12 protein-coding genes are annotated in these 16,776 nt (G+C 61.4%); 9 read left to right on the forward strand and 3 right to left on the reverse strand.

Features of this window, described 5'->3' with window-relative positions:
• Positions 1–205 precede the first annotated feature (205 nt).
• The 8 genes from AC1D2N_RS03005 to AC1D2N_RS03040 all read left to right on the forward strand — a co-directional run bounded on the left by AC1D2N_RS03005 (position 206) and on the right by AC1D2N_RS03040 (position 12,999).
• Positions 206–2,149: a PrkA family serine protein kinase gene (locus AC1D2N_RS03005; protein ID WP_018242831.1), complete on the forward strand. Its 1,944-nt coding sequence runs from the start codon at positions 206–208 to the stop codon at positions 2,147–2,149.
• Positions 2,150–2,161: 12 nt separating this feature from the next.
• A complete protein-coding gene (locus AC1D2N_RS03010; RefSeq protein WP_018242830.1) occupies positions 2,162–3,433 on the forward strand; it encodes a YeaH/YhbH family protein in 1,272 nt (423 codons plus the stop codon).
• Complete coding sequence (locus tag AC1D2N_RS03015; RefSeq protein ID WP_018242829.1) at positions 3,430–4,980, forward strand: SpoVR family protein; 1,551 nt, start codon at positions 3,430–3,432, stop codon at positions 4,978–4,980. The genes AC1D2N_RS03010 and AC1D2N_RS03015 overlap by 4 nt, the downstream gene beginning before the upstream one ends.
• A 160-nt stretch (positions 4,981–5,140) precedes the next feature.
• Positions 5,141–6,058, forward strand: a complete 918-nt coding sequence (locus AC1D2N_RS03020) for an adenylate/guanylate cyclase domain-containing protein (protein ID WP_130729256.1) — start codon at positions 5,141–5,143, stop codon at positions 6,056–6,058.
• A gap of 267 nt (positions 6,059–6,325) precedes the next feature.
• Positions 6,326–7,537: an efflux RND transporter periplasmic adaptor subunit gene (locus AC1D2N_RS03025; RefSeq protein WP_112904114.1), complete on the forward strand. Its 1,212-nt coding sequence runs from the start codon at positions 6,326–6,328 to the stop codon at positions 7,535–7,537.
• A complete protein-coding gene (locus tag AC1D2N_RS03030; protein ID WP_130729255.1) occupies positions 7,534–10,689 on the forward strand; it encodes an efflux RND transporter permease subunit in 3,156 nt (1,051 codons plus the stop codon). The genes AC1D2N_RS03025 and AC1D2N_RS03030 overlap by 4 nt, the downstream gene beginning before the upstream one ends.
• A 372-nt stretch (positions 10,690–11,061) precedes the next feature.
• Complete coding sequence (locus tag AC1D2N_RS03035; protein ID WP_018242826.1) at positions 11,062–12,060, forward strand: flagellin N-terminal helical domain-containing protein; 999 nt, start codon at positions 11,062–11,064, stop codon at positions 12,058–12,060.
• A 273-nt stretch (positions 12,061–12,333) separates the two neighbouring features.
• Positions 12,334–12,999, forward strand: coding sequence for a YiaD family glycine zipper/OmpA-like lipoprotein (locus tag AC1D2N_RS03040; protein WP_065276333.1), 666 nt, complete (start codon positions 12,334–12,336; stop codon positions 12,997–12,999).
• A 49-nt stretch (positions 13,000–13,048) separates the two neighbouring features.
• On the opposite strand, the gene AC1D2N_RS03045 is transcribed toward AC1D2N_RS03040, so the two are convergent.
• Positions 13,049–13,456 (reverse strand): DUF2000 family protein, encoded by a 408-nt coding sequence (locus AC1D2N_RS03045; protein WP_130729254.1) that lies wholly within the window; start codon positions 13,454–13,456, stop codon positions 13,049–13,051.
• 45 nt (positions 13,457–13,501) lie between these two features.
• Between AC1D2N_RS03045 and AC1D2N_RS03050 the strand changes: the two genes are divergently transcribed.
• Complete coding sequence (locus AC1D2N_RS03050; protein ID WP_130729253.1) at positions 13,502–14,416, forward strand: AraC family transcriptional regulator; 915 nt, start codon at positions 13,502–13,504, stop codon at positions 14,414–14,416.
• Positions 14,417–14,476: 60 nt separating this feature from the next.
• On the opposite strand, the gene AC1D2N_RS03055 is transcribed toward AC1D2N_RS03050, so the two are convergent.
• Together AC1D2N_RS03055 and AC1D2N_RS03060 are read right to left on the reverse strand one after the other, a co-directional pair.
• A complete protein-coding gene (locus AC1D2N_RS03055; RefSeq protein ID WP_018242823.1) occupies positions 14,477–15,571 on the reverse strand; it encodes an AbrB family transcriptional regulator in 1,095 nt (364 codons plus the stop codon).
• 255 nt (positions 15,572–15,826) lie between these two features.
• On the reverse strand, positions 15,827–16,729 hold the full coding sequence (locus AC1D2N_RS03060) for a LysR family transcriptional regulator (RefSeq protein WP_028732818.1): 903 nt from the start codon (positions 16,727–16,729) through the stop codon (positions 15,827–15,829).
• Positions 16,730–16,776: the final 47 nt, after the last annotated feature.

The following is a 16,776-nucleotide window of genomic DNA, read 5'->3' on the forward strand; positions in this document are numbered from 1 at the left end:
CCGCGATGGCACCCTTCTCCACTACAATAAGGAACAGTTTCGTAGAGTAAAAAAATAACCGGTGCATGCACGTTTTTGTGCATTGCCAGAAACAGCCGGTGAGCGTGGAATATACCTGCGAAACTATTGATTCTTAGGAATGTCGTGTCCATCTCCTTGGTATGACGACCTAGAGCCTGTGGCATTAACCTTGAATGGAGGGCCCATGCTGAGTGAATCCGTATTTGATGCGTTCACCCGCACCTATGATGCGCGTCGCGAAACCGATATGTCGATCGCGGAGTATCTCGACCTTTGCAAAAAGGAACCACTTGCCTATGCCAATGCGACCGAGCGCCTGCTCGCCGCGATAGGCGAACCGCAGATGGTCGACACCGCCAGGGACACGCGCCTCGGTCGGATATTCATGAACCGGACCATCCGGATCTATCCGGCCTTTGTCGGCTTCCACGGCATGGAAGAGACAATCGAACGCATCGTTTCCTTCTTCCGGCACGCGGCCCAGGGGCTCGAGGAGCGCAAGCAGATCCTTTATCTGCTCGGCCCGGTCGGCGGCGGCAAGTCATCGCTGGCCGAGCGGCTGAAGCTGCTGATGGAGCTTCATCCGATCTACGTGCTGAAGGCGGGTGACGAGATCAGCCCCGTTTTCGAAAGTCCGCTCAACCTGTTCGACCCGGACACGATGGGATCGCTCCTGCAGGAGCAATACGGCATTCCCCTGCGACGCCTGAGCGGACTGATGAGCCCGTGGTGCCTGAAGCGGCTCGATGATTTTGGGGGTGATATTTCCCGCTTCCGTGTCGTCAGGGTACAGCCTTCGCGGCTGCGCCAGATCGCTATCGCCAAGACCGAGCCTGGAGACGAGAACAATCAGGATATCTCGTCGCTGGTCGGCAAGGTCGATATCCGCAAGCTGGAGACCTATTCCCAGAACGATCCCGATGCCTACAGCTATTCGGGCGGCCTCAACCGCGCCAATCAGGGCGTGCTCGAATTCGTCGAGATGTTCAAGGCGCCGATCAAGATGCTGCATCCGCTGCTGACGGCGACGCAGGAGGGGAACTATATCGGCTCCGAGAATATCGGCGCCATACCCTTCTCCGGCATCGTCCTTGCGCATTCGAACGAAGCGGAATGGCAAACCTTCAAGGCCAACAAGAATAACGAGGCGTTCATCGACCGTATTTGCGTGATCAAGGTGCCCTATTGCCTGCGCGTCACGGAAGAGCAGAAGATCTACGAAAAGCTGATCGAGGGATCGGAACTGGCCGATGCGCCATGCGCCCCCGCGACGCTCGAAATGCTGGCCCGCTTCTCCGTGCTTTCGCGTCTGCGTAAACATGAGAATTCGACGTACTTCTCGAAGATGCGTACCTATGACGGCGAGAGCCTGAAGGAGACGGATCCGCGCGCCCGCAGTGTCCAGGAATATCGGGATGCCGCCGGCATCGACGAAGGCATGGACGGCATATCGACCCGCTTCGCCTTCAAGGTGCTCGCCTCCACCTTCAATCACGACACCACGGATATTGGCGCCGATCCGGTTCATCTGATGTATGTGTTGGAGCAGTCGATCCGCCGCGAGCAGTTTTCCGACGATGTCGAGAAGCGCTATCTGGAGTTCATCAAGGCCGATCTTGCGCCACGTTACGCAGAGTTCATTGGCAATGAGATTCAGAAGGCCTATCTTGAGTCCTATGCGGATTACGGGCAGAATCTGTTCGACCGCTACGTGGATTATGCCGATGCCTGGATCGAAGACGTGGACTTCAAGGATCCCGATACCGGCCAGCTTCTCGATCGCGAGCTCCTCAACCAGGAACTGACGAAAATCGAAAAGCCGGCGGGAATCGCCAATCCGAAGGATTTCCGCAACGAAATCGTCAAGTTCTGCTTGAGATCGCGGGCAGCCAACGGCGGAAAGAATCCGTCATGGACAAGCTACGAGAAGATCCGGGAAGTCATCGAGAAGCGAATGTTCTCGCAGGTCGAGGATCTTTTGCCGGTCATTTCCTTCGGTTCGAAGAAGGATTCGGAAACAGAAAAGAAACACAGCGAGTTCGTCTCGCGCATGGCTGCGCGGGGCTACACGGAGAGGCAGGTTCGGCGCCTCGTCGAATGGTACATGCGCGTCAAACAGGCAAGTTAATGTGGAGCCAATATGCACATTGTCGACCGTCGGCTAAATCCGCGCGGTAAAAGTCTGGAAAATCGGCAACGGTTTCTTCGGCGCATGAAAGGCGCCGTGCAGCAGGCGGTAAAGCGTTCTCTGCAAAACCGGAACATTCGCGATGTGCTCGACGGCGGTGAGATCAGCCTGCCGATCGATGGAATGGCCGAACCGAGCCTTCGAAGGGGCGACGGCGGCGTCGCCGATCACATCCTGCCGGGAAACAGGGCCTTTGTCGAAGGCGATATCATTCCACGGCCGCCGGGCAGGAAGGGTGGAAAACCAAAAGATGCAGGCGAAGGCGATGGCGAGGACGGCTTCCGTTTCGTGCTGACGCGCGAGGAATTCCTCGATGTGTTTCTGGATGACCTGGAACTGCCCGACCTTGCCAAGCGGCGTCTGACCGAAACCGAGGAGGAAACTCCGTCGCGGGCCGGCTATTCCGTATCGGGATCGCCGTCCAACATCGCCGTCGGTCGCACGACGAGGCTCGCGATGATGCGCCGCGTCGCGCTTCACCGTCCGCGTCGCGAAGAGATAGAAGCCCTGCAGCGACAGATCGAGGAATGCGAGGACGACGAAAGCCGCCTGACGCTTGAGGCAAAACTCAAATCCCTGACGGAAAAAAGCCGGCGCATTCCCTATATCGATCCGCTCGACGTGCGGTATCGCCGCTTCGAAAACGAGCCGAAGCCTGTGGCGAAGGCCGTGATGTTCTGCCTGATGGACGTCTCAGGCTCCATGTCAGAGCACATGAAGGACCTTGCGAAGCGGTTCTACCTGCTGCTCTACCTTTTCCTGTCGAAGCGATACAAGAAAGTGGAGATCGTCTTCATCCGTCATACCGACAAGGCCGAGGAGGTCGACGAGGAAACCTTCTTCTATGGTCCGGCGACGGGCGGAACGCTGGTATCCAGCGCCCTTGCAGCAATGCGCGGGATCATCGCGGCGCGTTTCGATCCGGCAGAGTGGAATATCTACGGCGCCCAGGCTTCGGACGGCGACAACGCCCATTCGGACGGAAACCTGACCGGGCAATTGCTGCGCGAGATTTTGCCGCTGTGCCAGTATTTCGCCTATATCGAGGTCGGCGAAGAGGGCGGCGACTCCTCAATATCCCGTTCACCGCTTTGGATGCTCTATGACGGGATCCGTTCCGAGCTATCGCTTTCGATGCGCAAGGTCTGCCGGCGGAGCGAAATATTCCCTGTTTTCCATGATCTCTTCCAGAAACGTGACGCACAGTCGAGGGTGACGCCATGACCACGACCATGAGACCAAGAGAGCGGCTTTTGTTCCAGGGAGCCGACTGGGATTTCGCAACTCTCCAGCGCATCCACGACGCCTGCGAGGAGATCGCGCTTAACGAACTCGGCCTCGACGTCTATCCGAACCAGATCGAAGTCATCACCTCGGAGCAGATGCTCGATGCCTATTCCTCCACCGGCATGCCGCTCTTTTACCGCCATTGGTCTTTCGGCAAGCACTTCGCGCATCACGAAACCTTCTACCGCCGCGGGATGCGCGACCTTGCCTATGAAATCGTCATCAACAGCTCTCCATGCATCTCCTACCTGATGGAAGAGAACACGGCGACGATGCAGACGCTCGTCACCGCGCATGCGGCCTTCGGCCACAACCACTTCTTCAAGAACAACTATCTCTTCAAGCTCTGGACCGATGCGGAGGGTATCCTCGATTACCTCGATTTCGCCAAGGGTTATATCACCCGCTGTGAGGAGCGTTACGGCGAGACGGCCGTCGAGCGTACGCTCGACGCAGCCCATGCGCTGATGTCGCACGGCGTACATCGATACGCGGGCAAGACCACCATCGATCTTCGCCAGGAGGAGAAGCGGCAGCAGGAGCGCCGCGCCCACGAGGAGCAGATGTTCAACGACCTATGGCGCACGGTTCCGGTCGGCAAGGCCCGGAAGGCGGGTGACATCGGCCTGGAAAAGCGCCGCGCCGCCCTCGGTCTTCCGCAGGACAACATCCTTTACTTCCTTGAAAAATCGGCGCCGCGGCTGCAGCCGTGGCAGCGCGAGATCCTCCGCATCGTCCGCCACGTCGCGCAATATTTCCATCCCCAGCGGCAGACCAAGGTGATGAACGAGGGAACCGCCACTTTCGTCCACTACCAGATCATGAACCGGCTTCACGAGCGGGGGCAGATCAGCGACGGAAACTTCCTCGAATTCCTGAAGTCGCACGCTAACGTCGTGTTCCAGCCGAGCTACGACGACCGGCGGTTCTCGGGCTTCAACCCCTATGCGCTTGGTTTTGCGATGATGCAGGATATCGAGCGGATCGTCACGAAGCCGACGGAAGAGGACCGCACATGGTTTTCCGATATCGCTGGACGAGGCGATGCGATGGCGGTCCTGCGCGACATCTGGGCCAATTACCGGGACGAGAGCTTTATCAGCCAGTTTCTGAGCCCGAACCTGATCCGGCAGTTGCGGCTGTTCCATCTCTACGACGATCCTGAACAGACCGAGGGAGTGCTGGTTTCGGCGATCCATAATGAGCGTGGATACTTGCGCATCCGCCGCCAGCTCTCCCGCGAATATGATATCGGCTGGACCGATCCGGCAATCGATATCGTCGATGTCGATCTCGCCGGCGACCGCCGGCTGTTGCTGCAACACATCATGATGAATGGCTGCTATCTTCAGGAAAATGACACGAAGCTCGTCCTGCAGCATCTCGCCGATCTCTGGGGCTATGACGTATTGCTTCAGGAAATCGACAGTTCCAGCACGGTGGCGAGAGAACACACGGCGAGCCCGCGCAAGATCGTTCAATAATCACTCGTTGTGCTGACGGGCGATAACGTGAACAATTATCGGTGGCAACAAACACAAAGCCTTAGTAGTTTACCGCCGTTGCAATCGCCCACTTGATCTCGACCAGTTTCAGCCTTTGCAGCGATCTTTCCCGGGGCGGATGGCGCGGAGACGAGAGACCATGAGTGAAACGCGGCGCAAGCTGACGACGATCTTCTGTGCTGACGTGCAGGACTATACGCGGCTGATGGGGGCTGACGAGGAGGGCACGCTTGCGAGCCTGAAGCGCTGCCGAGAAGCGATGGGGCGCCTCATCGAAAGCCATGGCGGCCGCGTCATCAATACCTGGGGCGATGGGCTGATCGCCGATTTCCCGAGCGTGGTCGAAGCGGTGCGCGCGGCCGTCGACACCCAGAACGAACTCGCGGGGTTCAACGCCCGCCGTCCGGCCGACGGGCGCATGCTCTTTCGCATCGGCATCAATCTCGGCGACGTGATCGTCGAAGGCGACGACATCTATGGTGACGGCGTCAATATTGCGGCGCGGCTGCAGGCTTCGGCTGCGGCCGGCGGCATCGTCATTTCAAGCACTGTCTACGATCAGGTGCGCAACAAGGTGGCTGTTGGTTTCGAGTTTCTCGGACCGTTGATGGTGAAGAATGTCGATGAAGGCGTGCCGAGCTACGCGGTGAAGATCGGCGATGCCAGGGACGAGACGCCGCCTGCCGAACGATCCGGCCCCGCGCGTCCGCAGCCGGCGGTTATGGCGGCGGCAATCTCCGAGGCAAGGCCGGCACCGCGCGGGAGTAGGCTCTACGGCGTGCTCGCCGTCATCGCCGCTGTCCTGATCTGCATCAATCTGCTGTCATGGCAGGGCATTTTCTGGGCGCGCTTTCCCGTGCTGGCGCTGGCCGTCGTCGCGGCGCTCGCCTGGAATCGCGACCAGACGCTGTTCAACCGCAAGATCACCTCGCTGGCGATCGTGGCGCTCGGCATTGCCGGCATCAACCTCTTCACCTGGACGGGGCAGTTCTGGGCGATGTGGCCGATACTGGGGATTGCGGCCGTCATGGGCGTGCGATGGTCGATGCGCCGATAGACATCCAATCTGCATCGTCAGAGATTTGTGCAATATTTCGCCCGACAATCGGTGGTGTCAAAGACAGCGGCGAGTGTTCGTTCAAGCAAAAGTGAGCGGTCGGGTTATTTCCATTCTTTGCTGATATTACAAATCGGTAATGCCGGCTGCTTATGCTTGCCGGTAAGCTGTAAACGCGCGATATTGTCGCATCAGACGGGAATCTTGATCCCGCAGCGCCTCTTTCGACCGACCCTGGTCCAACCTCGAGTCCCTCTGGAGACGTGAATGGCCTTTTGGAAGCAGTTTATACTGTCGCTCATCGTCATTGTTGCCGGCTTTGCCGCGTGGGTTTTTTTTGTGCCCGGCGCCGGCGATACGATGCGCGATGCAGGTATTCCAGACAGCATCGTTTCCAAGATCGCGCCGAAGGCTGAGGAGACTGCGGATGCCGACGCTCCCGCCCGGGCGCAAGGGCAGCAGCGCGGCGACGGACAAGGGCAGGGACAAAACCGCCGCAATGGCGGCGGGCGCAACAGCGCCATTCTCGTCGCGACGCAGGCTGTCGTCCAGGGCGTCGTCAACGACCGGCTGAACGCCATCGGCACGGGGGACGCGATCCGCTCGGTGGCGGTCACGCCGCAGGCATCGGGCACCATCCGCGAAATCCTCATCAAGTCTGGTGACAGGGTGAAGGCCGGGCAGGTGCTCGCCAAGCTCGACAGCGAGGAGCAGGTGATCGCCCGCGGCCAGGCTGATGTGGCGGTCAAGGCCGCCGTCGAGAAGTCCAATCTCTATCATAATATCAAGTCCAGCGTGTCGCGCATGGACGTCTTCGATTCCGAGATTGCCGAGCAGGGCGCGCGGCTGCAACTGCAGGCCGCCGAGCTCAATCTCGCACGGCGCAACATCACCGCGCCGATCGACGGCATCGTTGGCATCGTGCCGGTTAATATCGGCGACAACGTCACGACGAGCATCCCGATCGTCACGCTCGACGACCGTTCGGAAATCCTCGTCGATTATTGGGTGCCGGAGCGTTTCGCCAATACTGTGTTGGTCGGTCAGCCGGTCGAGGCGATGTCGGTGGCGCGGCCGGGACAGGTCTTTTCCGGCGTGGTCGAAGCCGTCGACAACCGCATCGACGCGGCAAGCCGCACACTTCGCCTGCGCGCCAAGATCGACAATAGTTCGGATGAGTTGCGCGCCGGCATGTCCTTCAGCGTCAGCATGAAATTTGCCGGCGACAAATATCCGGCGGTCGATCCGGTCTCCGTGCAGTGGGATTCACAAGGGTCATTCGTCTGGCAGGTCAATGACGACAAGTCGCGCAAGGTGCGGGTCAGCATCGTGCAGCGCAACCCGGATTTCGTGCTCGTCAAAGCTGACCTCAAGGACGGCGACAAGATCGTGACGCAGGGCCTGCAGCGTGTGCGTGAGGGCGGGGCTGTGCGTGTGAGCGCCGATGTCGCCGCGACTGCGGAGGTCGCCACCCAATGAGCGTGACCGAGATTCATCAGGACAGGGCCTCGGGCAAGCAGAGCTTCACCGCACTTTTCGTTCGCCGGCCGATCCTGGCGCTGGTGTTCAACACGCTGATGGTCGTCGCCGGCCTTGCCGCCTATGTCGGCGTCGAGGTGCGCGAACTGCCGGATGTTGACCGTCCCGTCGTCACCGTGCGCACCACCTTCGACGGCGCTTCGCCGCAGACGATCGACCAGGAGTTGACCAAGGTGATCGAGGGGGCGGTCGCGCGCGTCAGCGGCCTGAAGTCGATTTCGTCGACCTCTTCCTTCGGCCAGAGCCGGGTCACTCTGGAATTCTCGGATGCGATCGATCTCGCGGTCGCCGCCAACGACGTGCGCGACGCGATCGGCCGCATCACCCAGAACCTGCCCGACGAAGCGGACGCGCCGCAGATCGTCAAGGCGGATTCGGATTCCTCGGCGATCTTGCGACTTGCCGTCACCTCCACCAAGCTCAACATGGACGACCTGACGCAGCTCGTCGAAAACGAGGTGATCGATCGCCTCGCCTCCGTCGACGGCGTTGCCGACGTCGAGGAGTATGGCGACCAGGAGAAGGTCTTCCGCGTCGACGTCGACCAGGGCGCGCTCGCCAGCCGCGGGCTGACCATCGGCGACCTGACGAAGGCGCTCGACAATGCCGCACTCGACGTGCCGGCCGGATCGCTGAAGAGCAATACGCAGGATATCGTGGTGCGCGCCACCGCCAACCTGCAGACGCCGGCGGATTTTTCCAACGTGATCCTACAGGACCGCGTCAGGCTCGGCGACGTCGCGACGGTGATGCTCGGGCCGCGCGACGGCGAAACGGCGCTGCGCTCCAACGGCAAGCCGGGCATCGGCCTCGGCATCATCCGCCAGGCGCAGTCGAATACGCTGAACATCTCGACCGGCATCAAGGCGGCCGTCGACCAGCTGTCGAAGACGCTACCCGAGGGCACGACGATTGCCATCACCAGCGACGACGCCGTCTTCATCCAGGGTGCGATCCACGAGGTGGTGCTGGCGCTGGTGCTCGCCGCCGTCATCGTCACCGCCGTCATCTATCTCTTCCTGCGCGATTGGCGGGCGACGCTGATTCCGGCGGTCAGCATGCCGGTGGCGCTGATCGGCACGCTGGCGGCGATCTATATGGTTGGCTTCTCGATCAACATCCTGACGCTGCTCGCGATCGTGCTGGCGACCGGTCTCGTCGTCGACGATGCGATCGTGGTGCTCGAAAATATCGTGCGCCGGCGCGCTGAGGGCATGGGACCGCGCGCGGCCGCGGTGCTTGGCACGCGTGAGGTGTTCTTCGCCGTGATCGCCACGACGGCGACGTTGGCGGCGGTGTTCATTCCGCTCTCCTTCCTGCCGGGACAGGTCGGTGGACTCTTCCGCGAATTCGGCTTCGTGCTCGCTTTCTCGGTCGGGCTGTCGTCGATCGTGGCGCTGACGCTGTGTCCAATGCTTGCCTCGCGCATGCTGACGAAGCCGATGCTCGAAGATCACGGCGTGCTCGGCCGCTTCGGCGGAGCGCTTGCCAATCTCTACAAATGGGTTCTGCACGGCTGTCTCAACGCGCCCTTCGTGGTCATCCTGTTCTCGGTGATCTTTGCCGGTGCGGCGCTCGTCGCCTTCTCGACGGTCAAGAGTGAGCTGACGCCCGAAGAGGACCGGTCGATGGTGATGATGCGGCTGACGACGCCGCAGGGATCGAGCCTCGAATATACCCGCGACAAGATGCAGCTCGTCGAGGAATATCTGCAGCCGCTGGTCGACAGCGGCGACATTCGCAACGTCTTCTCGATTTCCGGCCAGGGCGGTTCGCTGAACAGCGGCTTCATGGTGCTGACGCTTGCCCCCTGGGGAGAGCGCCAGAGGACGCAGGCGGAGATCGTCGGCGATATCAACCAAGCGGCCTCCAGGGTGCCGGCTCTGCGCGGCAATGCTATCTCATCGAACAGCCTGCGCATCCGCGGCGCAGGCAGCGGCGTGCAGATGGCGCTGATCGGCAATGATCACGAGGCGCTGACGGCGGCGGCCGCCAAGCTGGTGCAGGCGCTCGAGGCCACTGGCCAATACGAGACGCCGCGCCTGACCAACGAACCCAGCCAGGCGCAGGTGTCGGTGACAATCGACCGCGAGCGCGCCTCGGATCTCGGCATCGACATAACCGGGCTTTCGACGGCAATCCAATCGCTGCTCGAAGGGCGCTCGGTGGTCGACGTCTTCGTCGACGGCGAATCCTATCCCGTGCTTCTGACCTCGACGACGCGGCCGATCGACGATCCGACCGACCTCGAGAACGTGTTCCTGAAGACCGGCGATGGAAAGATCGTGCCGATGTCGGTCATTGCCACGATGAAGGAGGGGTCGGTCGCGCCGCAGCTCAACCGCGAGCAGCAGCTCGCCTCCGTCGCGATCACCGCCGGCCTCAGGAACGGCATGTCGCTCGGCGATGCCGTCAGCCGAGTGACGGCTCTTGCCGAGCCGCTGCTGCCGCCAGGCTCTCGCTTGCTGCCGCTAGCGGAAGCGGCGACTCTCGAAGAGAATTCGAGCGGCATGGCGCTGACCTTCGGCTTCGCCATCGTCATCATCTTCCTGGTGCTGGCTGCGCAGTTCGAAAGCGTGCTGTCCTCGCTGATCATCATGTCGACGGTGCCGCTCGGTCTTGCCTGTGCCGTCTTTGCGCTGGTTATCACCGGTTCCAGCCTCAACATCTACAGCCAGATCGGCCTGGTGCTGCTGGTCGGCGTCATGGCGAAGAACGGCATTCTGATCGTCGAATTCGCCAATCAGCTGCGCGACCGGGGCGAGGATGTGCGGTCCTCGATCGAGAAGGCCTGTGCGCTGCGCCTTCGCCCGGTGATGATGACGATGATCGCCACCATCCTCGGCGGCGTGCCACTCGTCTTTGCCCATGGCGCGGGCGCCGAAGCGCGTGTTGCGCTCGGCTGGGTGATCGTCGGCGGTCTCGGTTTCGCGACGCTGGTGACGCTGTTCATCACGCCGGTCGCCTATCTGCTGCTTGCCCGCTTCGCCAAGCCGCACGCCCATGAGGAGGCGCGCCTGCACGAAGAGATGTCGGTCGCCACGCGGCCGCGCGGTGCGCCCGATGACGAGCAGCTGCAGGCCGCCGAATAAGGCGTTCATCCGATTTCGAAGGCTGCCGGACTGCCGCGCAACCCTTTAAATTGGAACGGATTTAAGGATAAATTTTGCAGGAATTCAAAGTGCTACAGCGTCCTTTGCGAGTCTGAAAAGACGCGGGGCGCTGTAATCCGGCGGCGCTTTTCATGGTGTATGAAACCTTGCGAAATAAGATAAATTACTTCTGAAGTTTAGTCGTTTGTTAAGCATAAACGGCAATGATTGTTATCAGTAACCGACTGGTCTTCTTCGTTTCTTGGAGGCCGCAACGCGCTGGAACTCCAGCGACCCCGGACATGAGAGTCCGCGCGGACGGTTCATTTCTTGTGCAGTTTGCGTCCTGTTGTGTTTTTGGAGTTTAGTTCCGTGAGTATTTACCAGCGCGTCTCGGTGGATGCGGCGCTTCATGTGCTGCGCGATATCAACCGCAATATGGCGGTCACGCAAAACCACATCACCACCGGCAAGCGCGTCGCGGAGGCCAGAGACAATTCCGTCTACTGGTCTGTCGCGACCACTGCGCGAACCGACAACAAGGCGATTTCAGCAATCCAGGATGCGCTCGGTATGGCGGCGGCGACGATGGGAACGGCCTATACCGGCGTTCAGAACGTCATCGATGTCGTCTCGGAGATCAAGGCCAAGCTGGTTGCCGCGACCGAAGATGGCATCGACAAGAACAAGGTCAACGAAGAGATCAAGCAGTTGCAGGAGCAGTTGCGCAGCGTCTCCGAGGCGGCGACTTTCAACAGCGACAACTGGGTGGTTCTCGACAACAACGCGACGCCGACGCAGCCGCGCCAGATCCCGGCCTCCTTCATCCGCAATGCCGACGGCACGATCTCGGTCGGCATGCTGAGCTACCATATCGACACGACGCCGACCGGGAGCACCTCCTCCAAGGACGCGCGCTACCTGATTGACGATCGCGCCACCGGTTCGGGCGAATACGGCGTGCTGACATCGGCCTATTTCGCCACCGAGCTCGGCGCCTCGCAGAATTATGTGCTGATGGAGAGCAAGAACGGCACGACCACGGGGCAGGTGGTGATTTCGCTCTCGGACGTCACCACGAAAGGACAGGTCAGCGAAATGATCAGTGTCGTCGATGCGGCACTGACGCAGCTGACGACAGTCGGTTCAGCCTTCGGCGCGTTGGAGAAGCGCATCAACCTGCAAAACGACTTCGCCACGAAACTCCACGACAACATCACCGCCGGCATCGGACGGCTTGTCGATGCGGACATGGAGGAAGAGTCCAGCAAGCTCAGGGCGCTGCAGACGCAGCAACAGCTCGGCCTGCAATCGCTGAATATCGCCAACGCGACCTACGATACGGTCAGGCAGTTGTTCCAGAATTTCTAAGAGTGCGGTCACCCCGCCATCCGCCCTCGTGGTTCGAGACGGCCTTTCGGCCTCATGACCATGAGGGCTGATTGTCGCGCTGGCCGCAGAGGCTATCGTTCTGCCATAACGTCGCGCAGGCGCACTACTCGCTAAAACTGGTGATATCTGCGCATTCCCGCAACATCGCTTCTGTTTCGGCGCCTGAAATTCCCCTATCAAGGGAACATCTTCATTTTCTTGCCGCAATCCTTGCCATTTGCTCGGATCAGTCGAACGGAGACCGTCCTGTCCATGATCAAGAAATTCGTACTTCTAGCTATTGCCGCAAGTTATCTCAGCGCCTGCACGACGACCGATCCCTATACCGGTGAACAGAAGGTTTCCAATACGGCCGGCGGCGCCGCGCTTGGTGCCCTCGGCGGTGCGCTCGTCGGCGTGGCCGTCGGCGGCGGCGGTCACGGCAAGCGCAATGCGGCGTTGATCGGCGCCGGCGTCGGCGCTCTCGCCGGCGGCGCGATCGGTAATTACATGGACCAGCAAGAATCCGAGCTTCGCGCCCAGCTCGAAGGCACCGGCATTTCGGTGACCCGCAACGGCGACAACATCATCCTCAACATGCCCTCGAACATCACCTTCGACGTCGACCAGGACGCGGTGAAGCCGGGCTTCTATCCGACGCTGAATTCGGTGGCGATCGTGCTGCGCAAGTTCAACCGCACGCTGATCGACGTCAACGGCCATACGGATTCGACCGGCAGCCTGCAGCACAATCAGGACCTGTCGCAGCGCCGCGCGCTGTCGGTTGCCGATTATCTCGGCGGCCAGGGCATCGACCAGCGCCGCGTCTCCGCCGTCGGTTTCGGCCCGTCCCAGCCGGTCGCCTCCAATGCGAGTGAGGCCGGCCGGGCGCAGAACCGCCGCGTCGAGATCCAGATCGCTCCGATCACGCAGAGCTGAACCGGATTTTCTGCCTTTGAAGCGGCCGGGCTTAGCCCGGCCGTTTTTGTTAATGCTGCATCGTCGCACCCTTGGTGATCTTGTCGACGATCTTCTTTTCGGCGCGCAGCGCGATGCCGACCACCTTCGCGTCTTCGGGAGCAAATTCGGCGAAGACGGCGCGATTGGCTGCGTCGTAGCCGGTCGCAAACATCTCCTCGATGAACAGCGAGCTGGTAATATCGCGATCCAGCGCGCGGCGGTGAACGGCTGACATCGTCGCCTCGTCGGCAGAGAGCACGATGATCGGCTGGATCGATAGCGGATTGTAGAGATTGCCGGCGCGGTCCCTATAGGCTTCGCCGATGATCTCCGGATGCCGGCCGGCGATGCCTGTCATCAGGAAGGCGGTGACGTTCAGCTTCTGCCAGCCGGCAAGATTGTTTCGCAGGACGACGGCAATTTTGGTATCAAACATCGGACGGTCTTTCACCTAACTACGGGTTATGGAGTATCGGGCGCGTTGAACCAGGATTTACATCCGCAGGTCTTCGAAGGTCTTGAACGTTTGTGCGTGGGACCGTCCGGCAACGCCATCCTGGCTGCGCCGGCCTTTCCCGGCATCGAGCGCATCGCGGCGCAGTTCTCAGGCAATGCCTTCGAGCCGCACCGACACGATACCTATGCGCTCGGCGTGACCCTGAAGGGGGTTCAGACCTTTCGCTATCGCGGCGAGCGGCGCTTCAGCCTGCCGGGGCAGGTGATCGTGCTGCATCCCGATGAGGAGCATGACGGCGGGGCGGGAACCGAGGACGGGCTGCAGTACCGCATGCTTTATCTGGAGCCGTCGCTGCTTCTTGAGTGCCTGGAAGCCGATGGCGTCGGCCTGCCTTTTGTCGATGAACCCGTTATCGGCGATCCCGCGCTGGCGGGCGTGCTGCTGGCAGCACTCGGCGAACTCGACCGCGAACTGGACGAGCTTTTCGTCGACGATTTCGTATCGCGGGTGACCGGCGGGCTGTCACGGCATGCGCGCATGCCGCGCCGGCCGCTCGACGGTGTCGCCTGGCGGCAGGCGCAGGCGGCGCGAGATTATCTTGAGGCGCATGCGACCCGGGCAGTGCATTCCCTAGAGCTGGAAGCGGTAACGGGGCTCGACCGTTTCGCGCTGTCGCGGCATTTCCGGGCGGCCTTTGCCACCAGCCCTCATCGGTACCTTTTGATGCGGCGGCTGCAGCGGGCGCGGGCGATGATCGGCGCGGGCGAAGGGATTTCCGATGTGGCGGCGGCGACCGGCTTTGCCGATCAGAGCCATCTCAATCGCCATTTCAAGAAGGCATACGGCATGACGCCCGGCCAGTGGGCAGCGCTCGCGCATAACTCCGCGCCGCGCTCTAAAGCGCGTCGCGTCAATCCGGATTTATGCGACGCGCTTTAAGTCTTTGATTTATGCATGTCGTTATCCCAAAACCGCTGCGCACTTTTGGTGCGATATGCATCAAGCGGGATTTTCCGCAAGGCCGGAACGGCGCGCGATGAAACGGGCGAGCATCGGGCCGATCATCAGGATCACCAGGAAACGGCCGGTCTGCATCGCCATGACGAAGGGCACGTCGACATCGCTGGAGGCGGCGATAATAGCGACGGAATCGGCGCCGCCGGGGCTGGTAGCGAGATAGGCGGTCAGCGGATCTATGCCGGCGAAGACGTGAAGCGCCACCGCCATGCAGCCGCAGAGCGCCATCAGCAGCACGATGCAGGCCGATACCCTCGGCAGGGCGCGCGCCACGTGCTTGAGGATCGAGCGGGTGAAACGCAGGCCGATGCTCCAGCCGACGAGCGCATAGGCGATGGCGAGCAGCCACATCGGCAGCTCGATCTTCAGGAGGCCCGTGCCCTGCAGCAAGGCGCCGAGAAAGAGCGGCACGATGATCGTGCCGCCCTGGAGGCGCAGGCGCCAAACGCCATAGGCACAAAAGGCCGCAAAAGCCATCGTCGCTGCAAAGTCCGGCCAGTCGATCTCGGGAAAGAGGACAAGCGGCGGCGGCTCGGCGCCGTCGGCTGCCACCCACAGGCGCGAGATCACCGAGGCGCCGACGGCGACGAAGACGACGCGCAGATACTGCATGAAGGCGACGAGACGGCCATCGGCGCCATAGGCTTCTGACATGATGACCATGGCGGAGGCGCCGCCCGGCGAGGAGCCCCATACCGCCGTCGTTCCCGGCAGCACCTGCCAGCGCGTCAGCAGCCAGCCGAGGCCGGTGGCGATGGCGATGACCGAGAAGATGAACAGCAGGAAGAGCGGCGCGTCCTTCGCCATGGTGCCGAGAATGTCAGGGGTGATGGTGCGCGCCATCATCAGGCCGACGAGGACCTGGCCGAACTGCAGCGGCCAGAAGGGCACGCGAAGCTTTCCCTTGCCGACGGTCAGCGCCAGTGCGATTGCCGCGACCATCGGTCCGATCAGCAGCGAGGCCGGCAGGGCGAAGAGCTCGAGGAAGACGACAAGAGCTGAGGAAAGCGCGAGCAGCAGCGCCCATTTCGGCAGGCCGGCATCCCGCAGCAGGCGGCTTGCGTCGCTGAGTGACATGATCCCCGTGTCTTTCCTGGCCGGCGCCAAGCCCTGAGGCTGAATATGGGAGGGGCTCCGGCATGACGAAGAAAGGCCGGCTACGAGAGCCGGCTGGCGCGGGTCCGGTATAGGCGGGTGGAAGACGAGCGGTCAATTGCGAAATTTGGCTACTCGGCGCCTTAAGATGCGAATTTGATTCATGTTGCCGCGCTAACTAATTGTTTTTATGTATGTCTCCCTCTTGAGTCACTGCGCGGTTTTGGGCGGGGTACGTCACAAACGCACATGGCCGGCGAGAAAATCAAGAAGGGCGCGTACACGCGCCGGCAGTGGCCCGCCCTGGCCCATATAGAGGGCGTAGAACTCCTCGAGATCGCCGGGATTGGCCTCTTCGAGCACCGGCACCAGGCGCCCGGCATCGATATCGGCGCGCACGGTGAAGGCGGCAAGGCGGGCAAGGCCGGCGCCTGATAAAGCGAGGTGGCGCATGGCTTCGCCGTCTCCCACCTGTACGCCGGGGGTGATCGGGATCATCAGCGTTTCGCCGTCCTCGCGCAGCGGCCAGCCCTCTACGGCGCGGGCGTAGGAAAAGCCGATGCGGCAATGGCGGCGGAGATCGGCAGCCGAGCGCGGTTCGCCGTGGCGCGATAGATAATCCGGCGACGCGACGACGATCTTGCTGGTGGCGCCAAGCTTGCGGGCGATCAGGCTGGAATTCTTCAACGGGCCGGCGCGGATCGCGACATCGGCGCGTTCTTCCATCAAGTCGACTATCCTGTCGGTATGGGAAATATCCAGCGTCACGGCCGGATGAAGCGCCATGAAGGCAGGCACGAGCGGCGCCAGCACATGGTTGCCGAAGGAGCCGCTGGTGTTGATGCGGATTCGGCCCGAGGCCTGTTCGCCTGTCGAGGCCTGACGTTCGGCTTCGGCGATATCGGCAAGGATGGCAATGCTGCGCTCGTAGAAGGCGCAGCCTTCCGGCGTCAGTTGCAGCCTGCGGGTCGAACGGTTGACGAGGCGGGCGCCGAGGCGTGTCTCCAGTCGGGCGACGAGCTTGCTCACAGCCGACGGCGTCATGCGCCGGGCCGTAGCGGCGGCGGAAAAACCGCCACGTTCGACGACGCTGACGAAGACTTCCATTTCGCCGGAGCGATTGATGTCCTGACGGCTCATGATGAATTCAAGTCACAAATGATTTGCTTTTAGGCAATCTATATCAT

It is taken from the genome of Rhizobium sp. P1_B8 (genome assembly GCF_056406515.1).

What these genes read in the sequence shown, in the direction of transcription:
- AC1D2N_RS03045 (WP_130729254.1), bottom strand. Translation starts at nt 13,456, where the DNA reads ATGTTTGATACCAAAATTGCCGTCGTCCTGCGAAACAATCTTGCCGGC.
- AC1D2N_RS03020 (WP_130729256.1), top strand. Translation starts at nt 5,141, where the DNA reads ATGAGTGAAACGCGGCGCAAGCTGACGACGATCTTCTGTGCTGACGTG.
- AC1D2N_RS03005 (WP_018242831.1), top strand. Translation starts at nt 206, where the DNA reads ATGCTGAGTGAATCCGTATTTGATGCGTTCACCCGCACCTATGATGCG.
- AC1D2N_RS03040 (WP_065276333.1), top strand. Translation starts at nt 12,334, where the DNA reads ATGATCAAGAAATTCGTACTTCTAGCTATTGCCGCAAGTTATCTCAGC.
- AC1D2N_RS03055 (WP_018242823.1), bottom strand. Translation starts at nt 15,571, where the DNA reads ATGTCACTCAGCGACGCAAGCCGCCTGCTGCGGGATGCCGGCCTGCCG.
- AC1D2N_RS03060 (WP_028732818.1), bottom strand. Translation starts at nt 16,729, where the DNA reads ATGAGCCGTCAGGACATCAATCGCTCCGGCGAAATGGAAGTCTTCGTC.
- AC1D2N_RS03010 (WP_018242830.1), top strand. Translation starts at nt 2,162, where the DNA reads ATGCACATTGTCGACCGTCGGCTAAATCCGCGCGGTAAAAGTCTGGAA.
- AC1D2N_RS03015 (WP_018242829.1), top strand. Translation starts at nt 3,430, where the DNA reads ATGACCACGACCATGAGACCAAGAGAGCGGCTTTTGTTCCAGGGAGCC.
- AC1D2N_RS03030 (WP_130729255.1), top strand. Translation starts at nt 7,534, where the DNA reads ATGAGCGTGACCGAGATTCATCAGGACAGGGCCTCGGGCAAGCAGAGC.
- AC1D2N_RS03025 (WP_112904114.1), top strand. Translation starts at nt 6,326, where the DNA reads ATGGCCTTTTGGAAGCAGTTTATACTGTCGCTCATCGTCATTGTTGCC.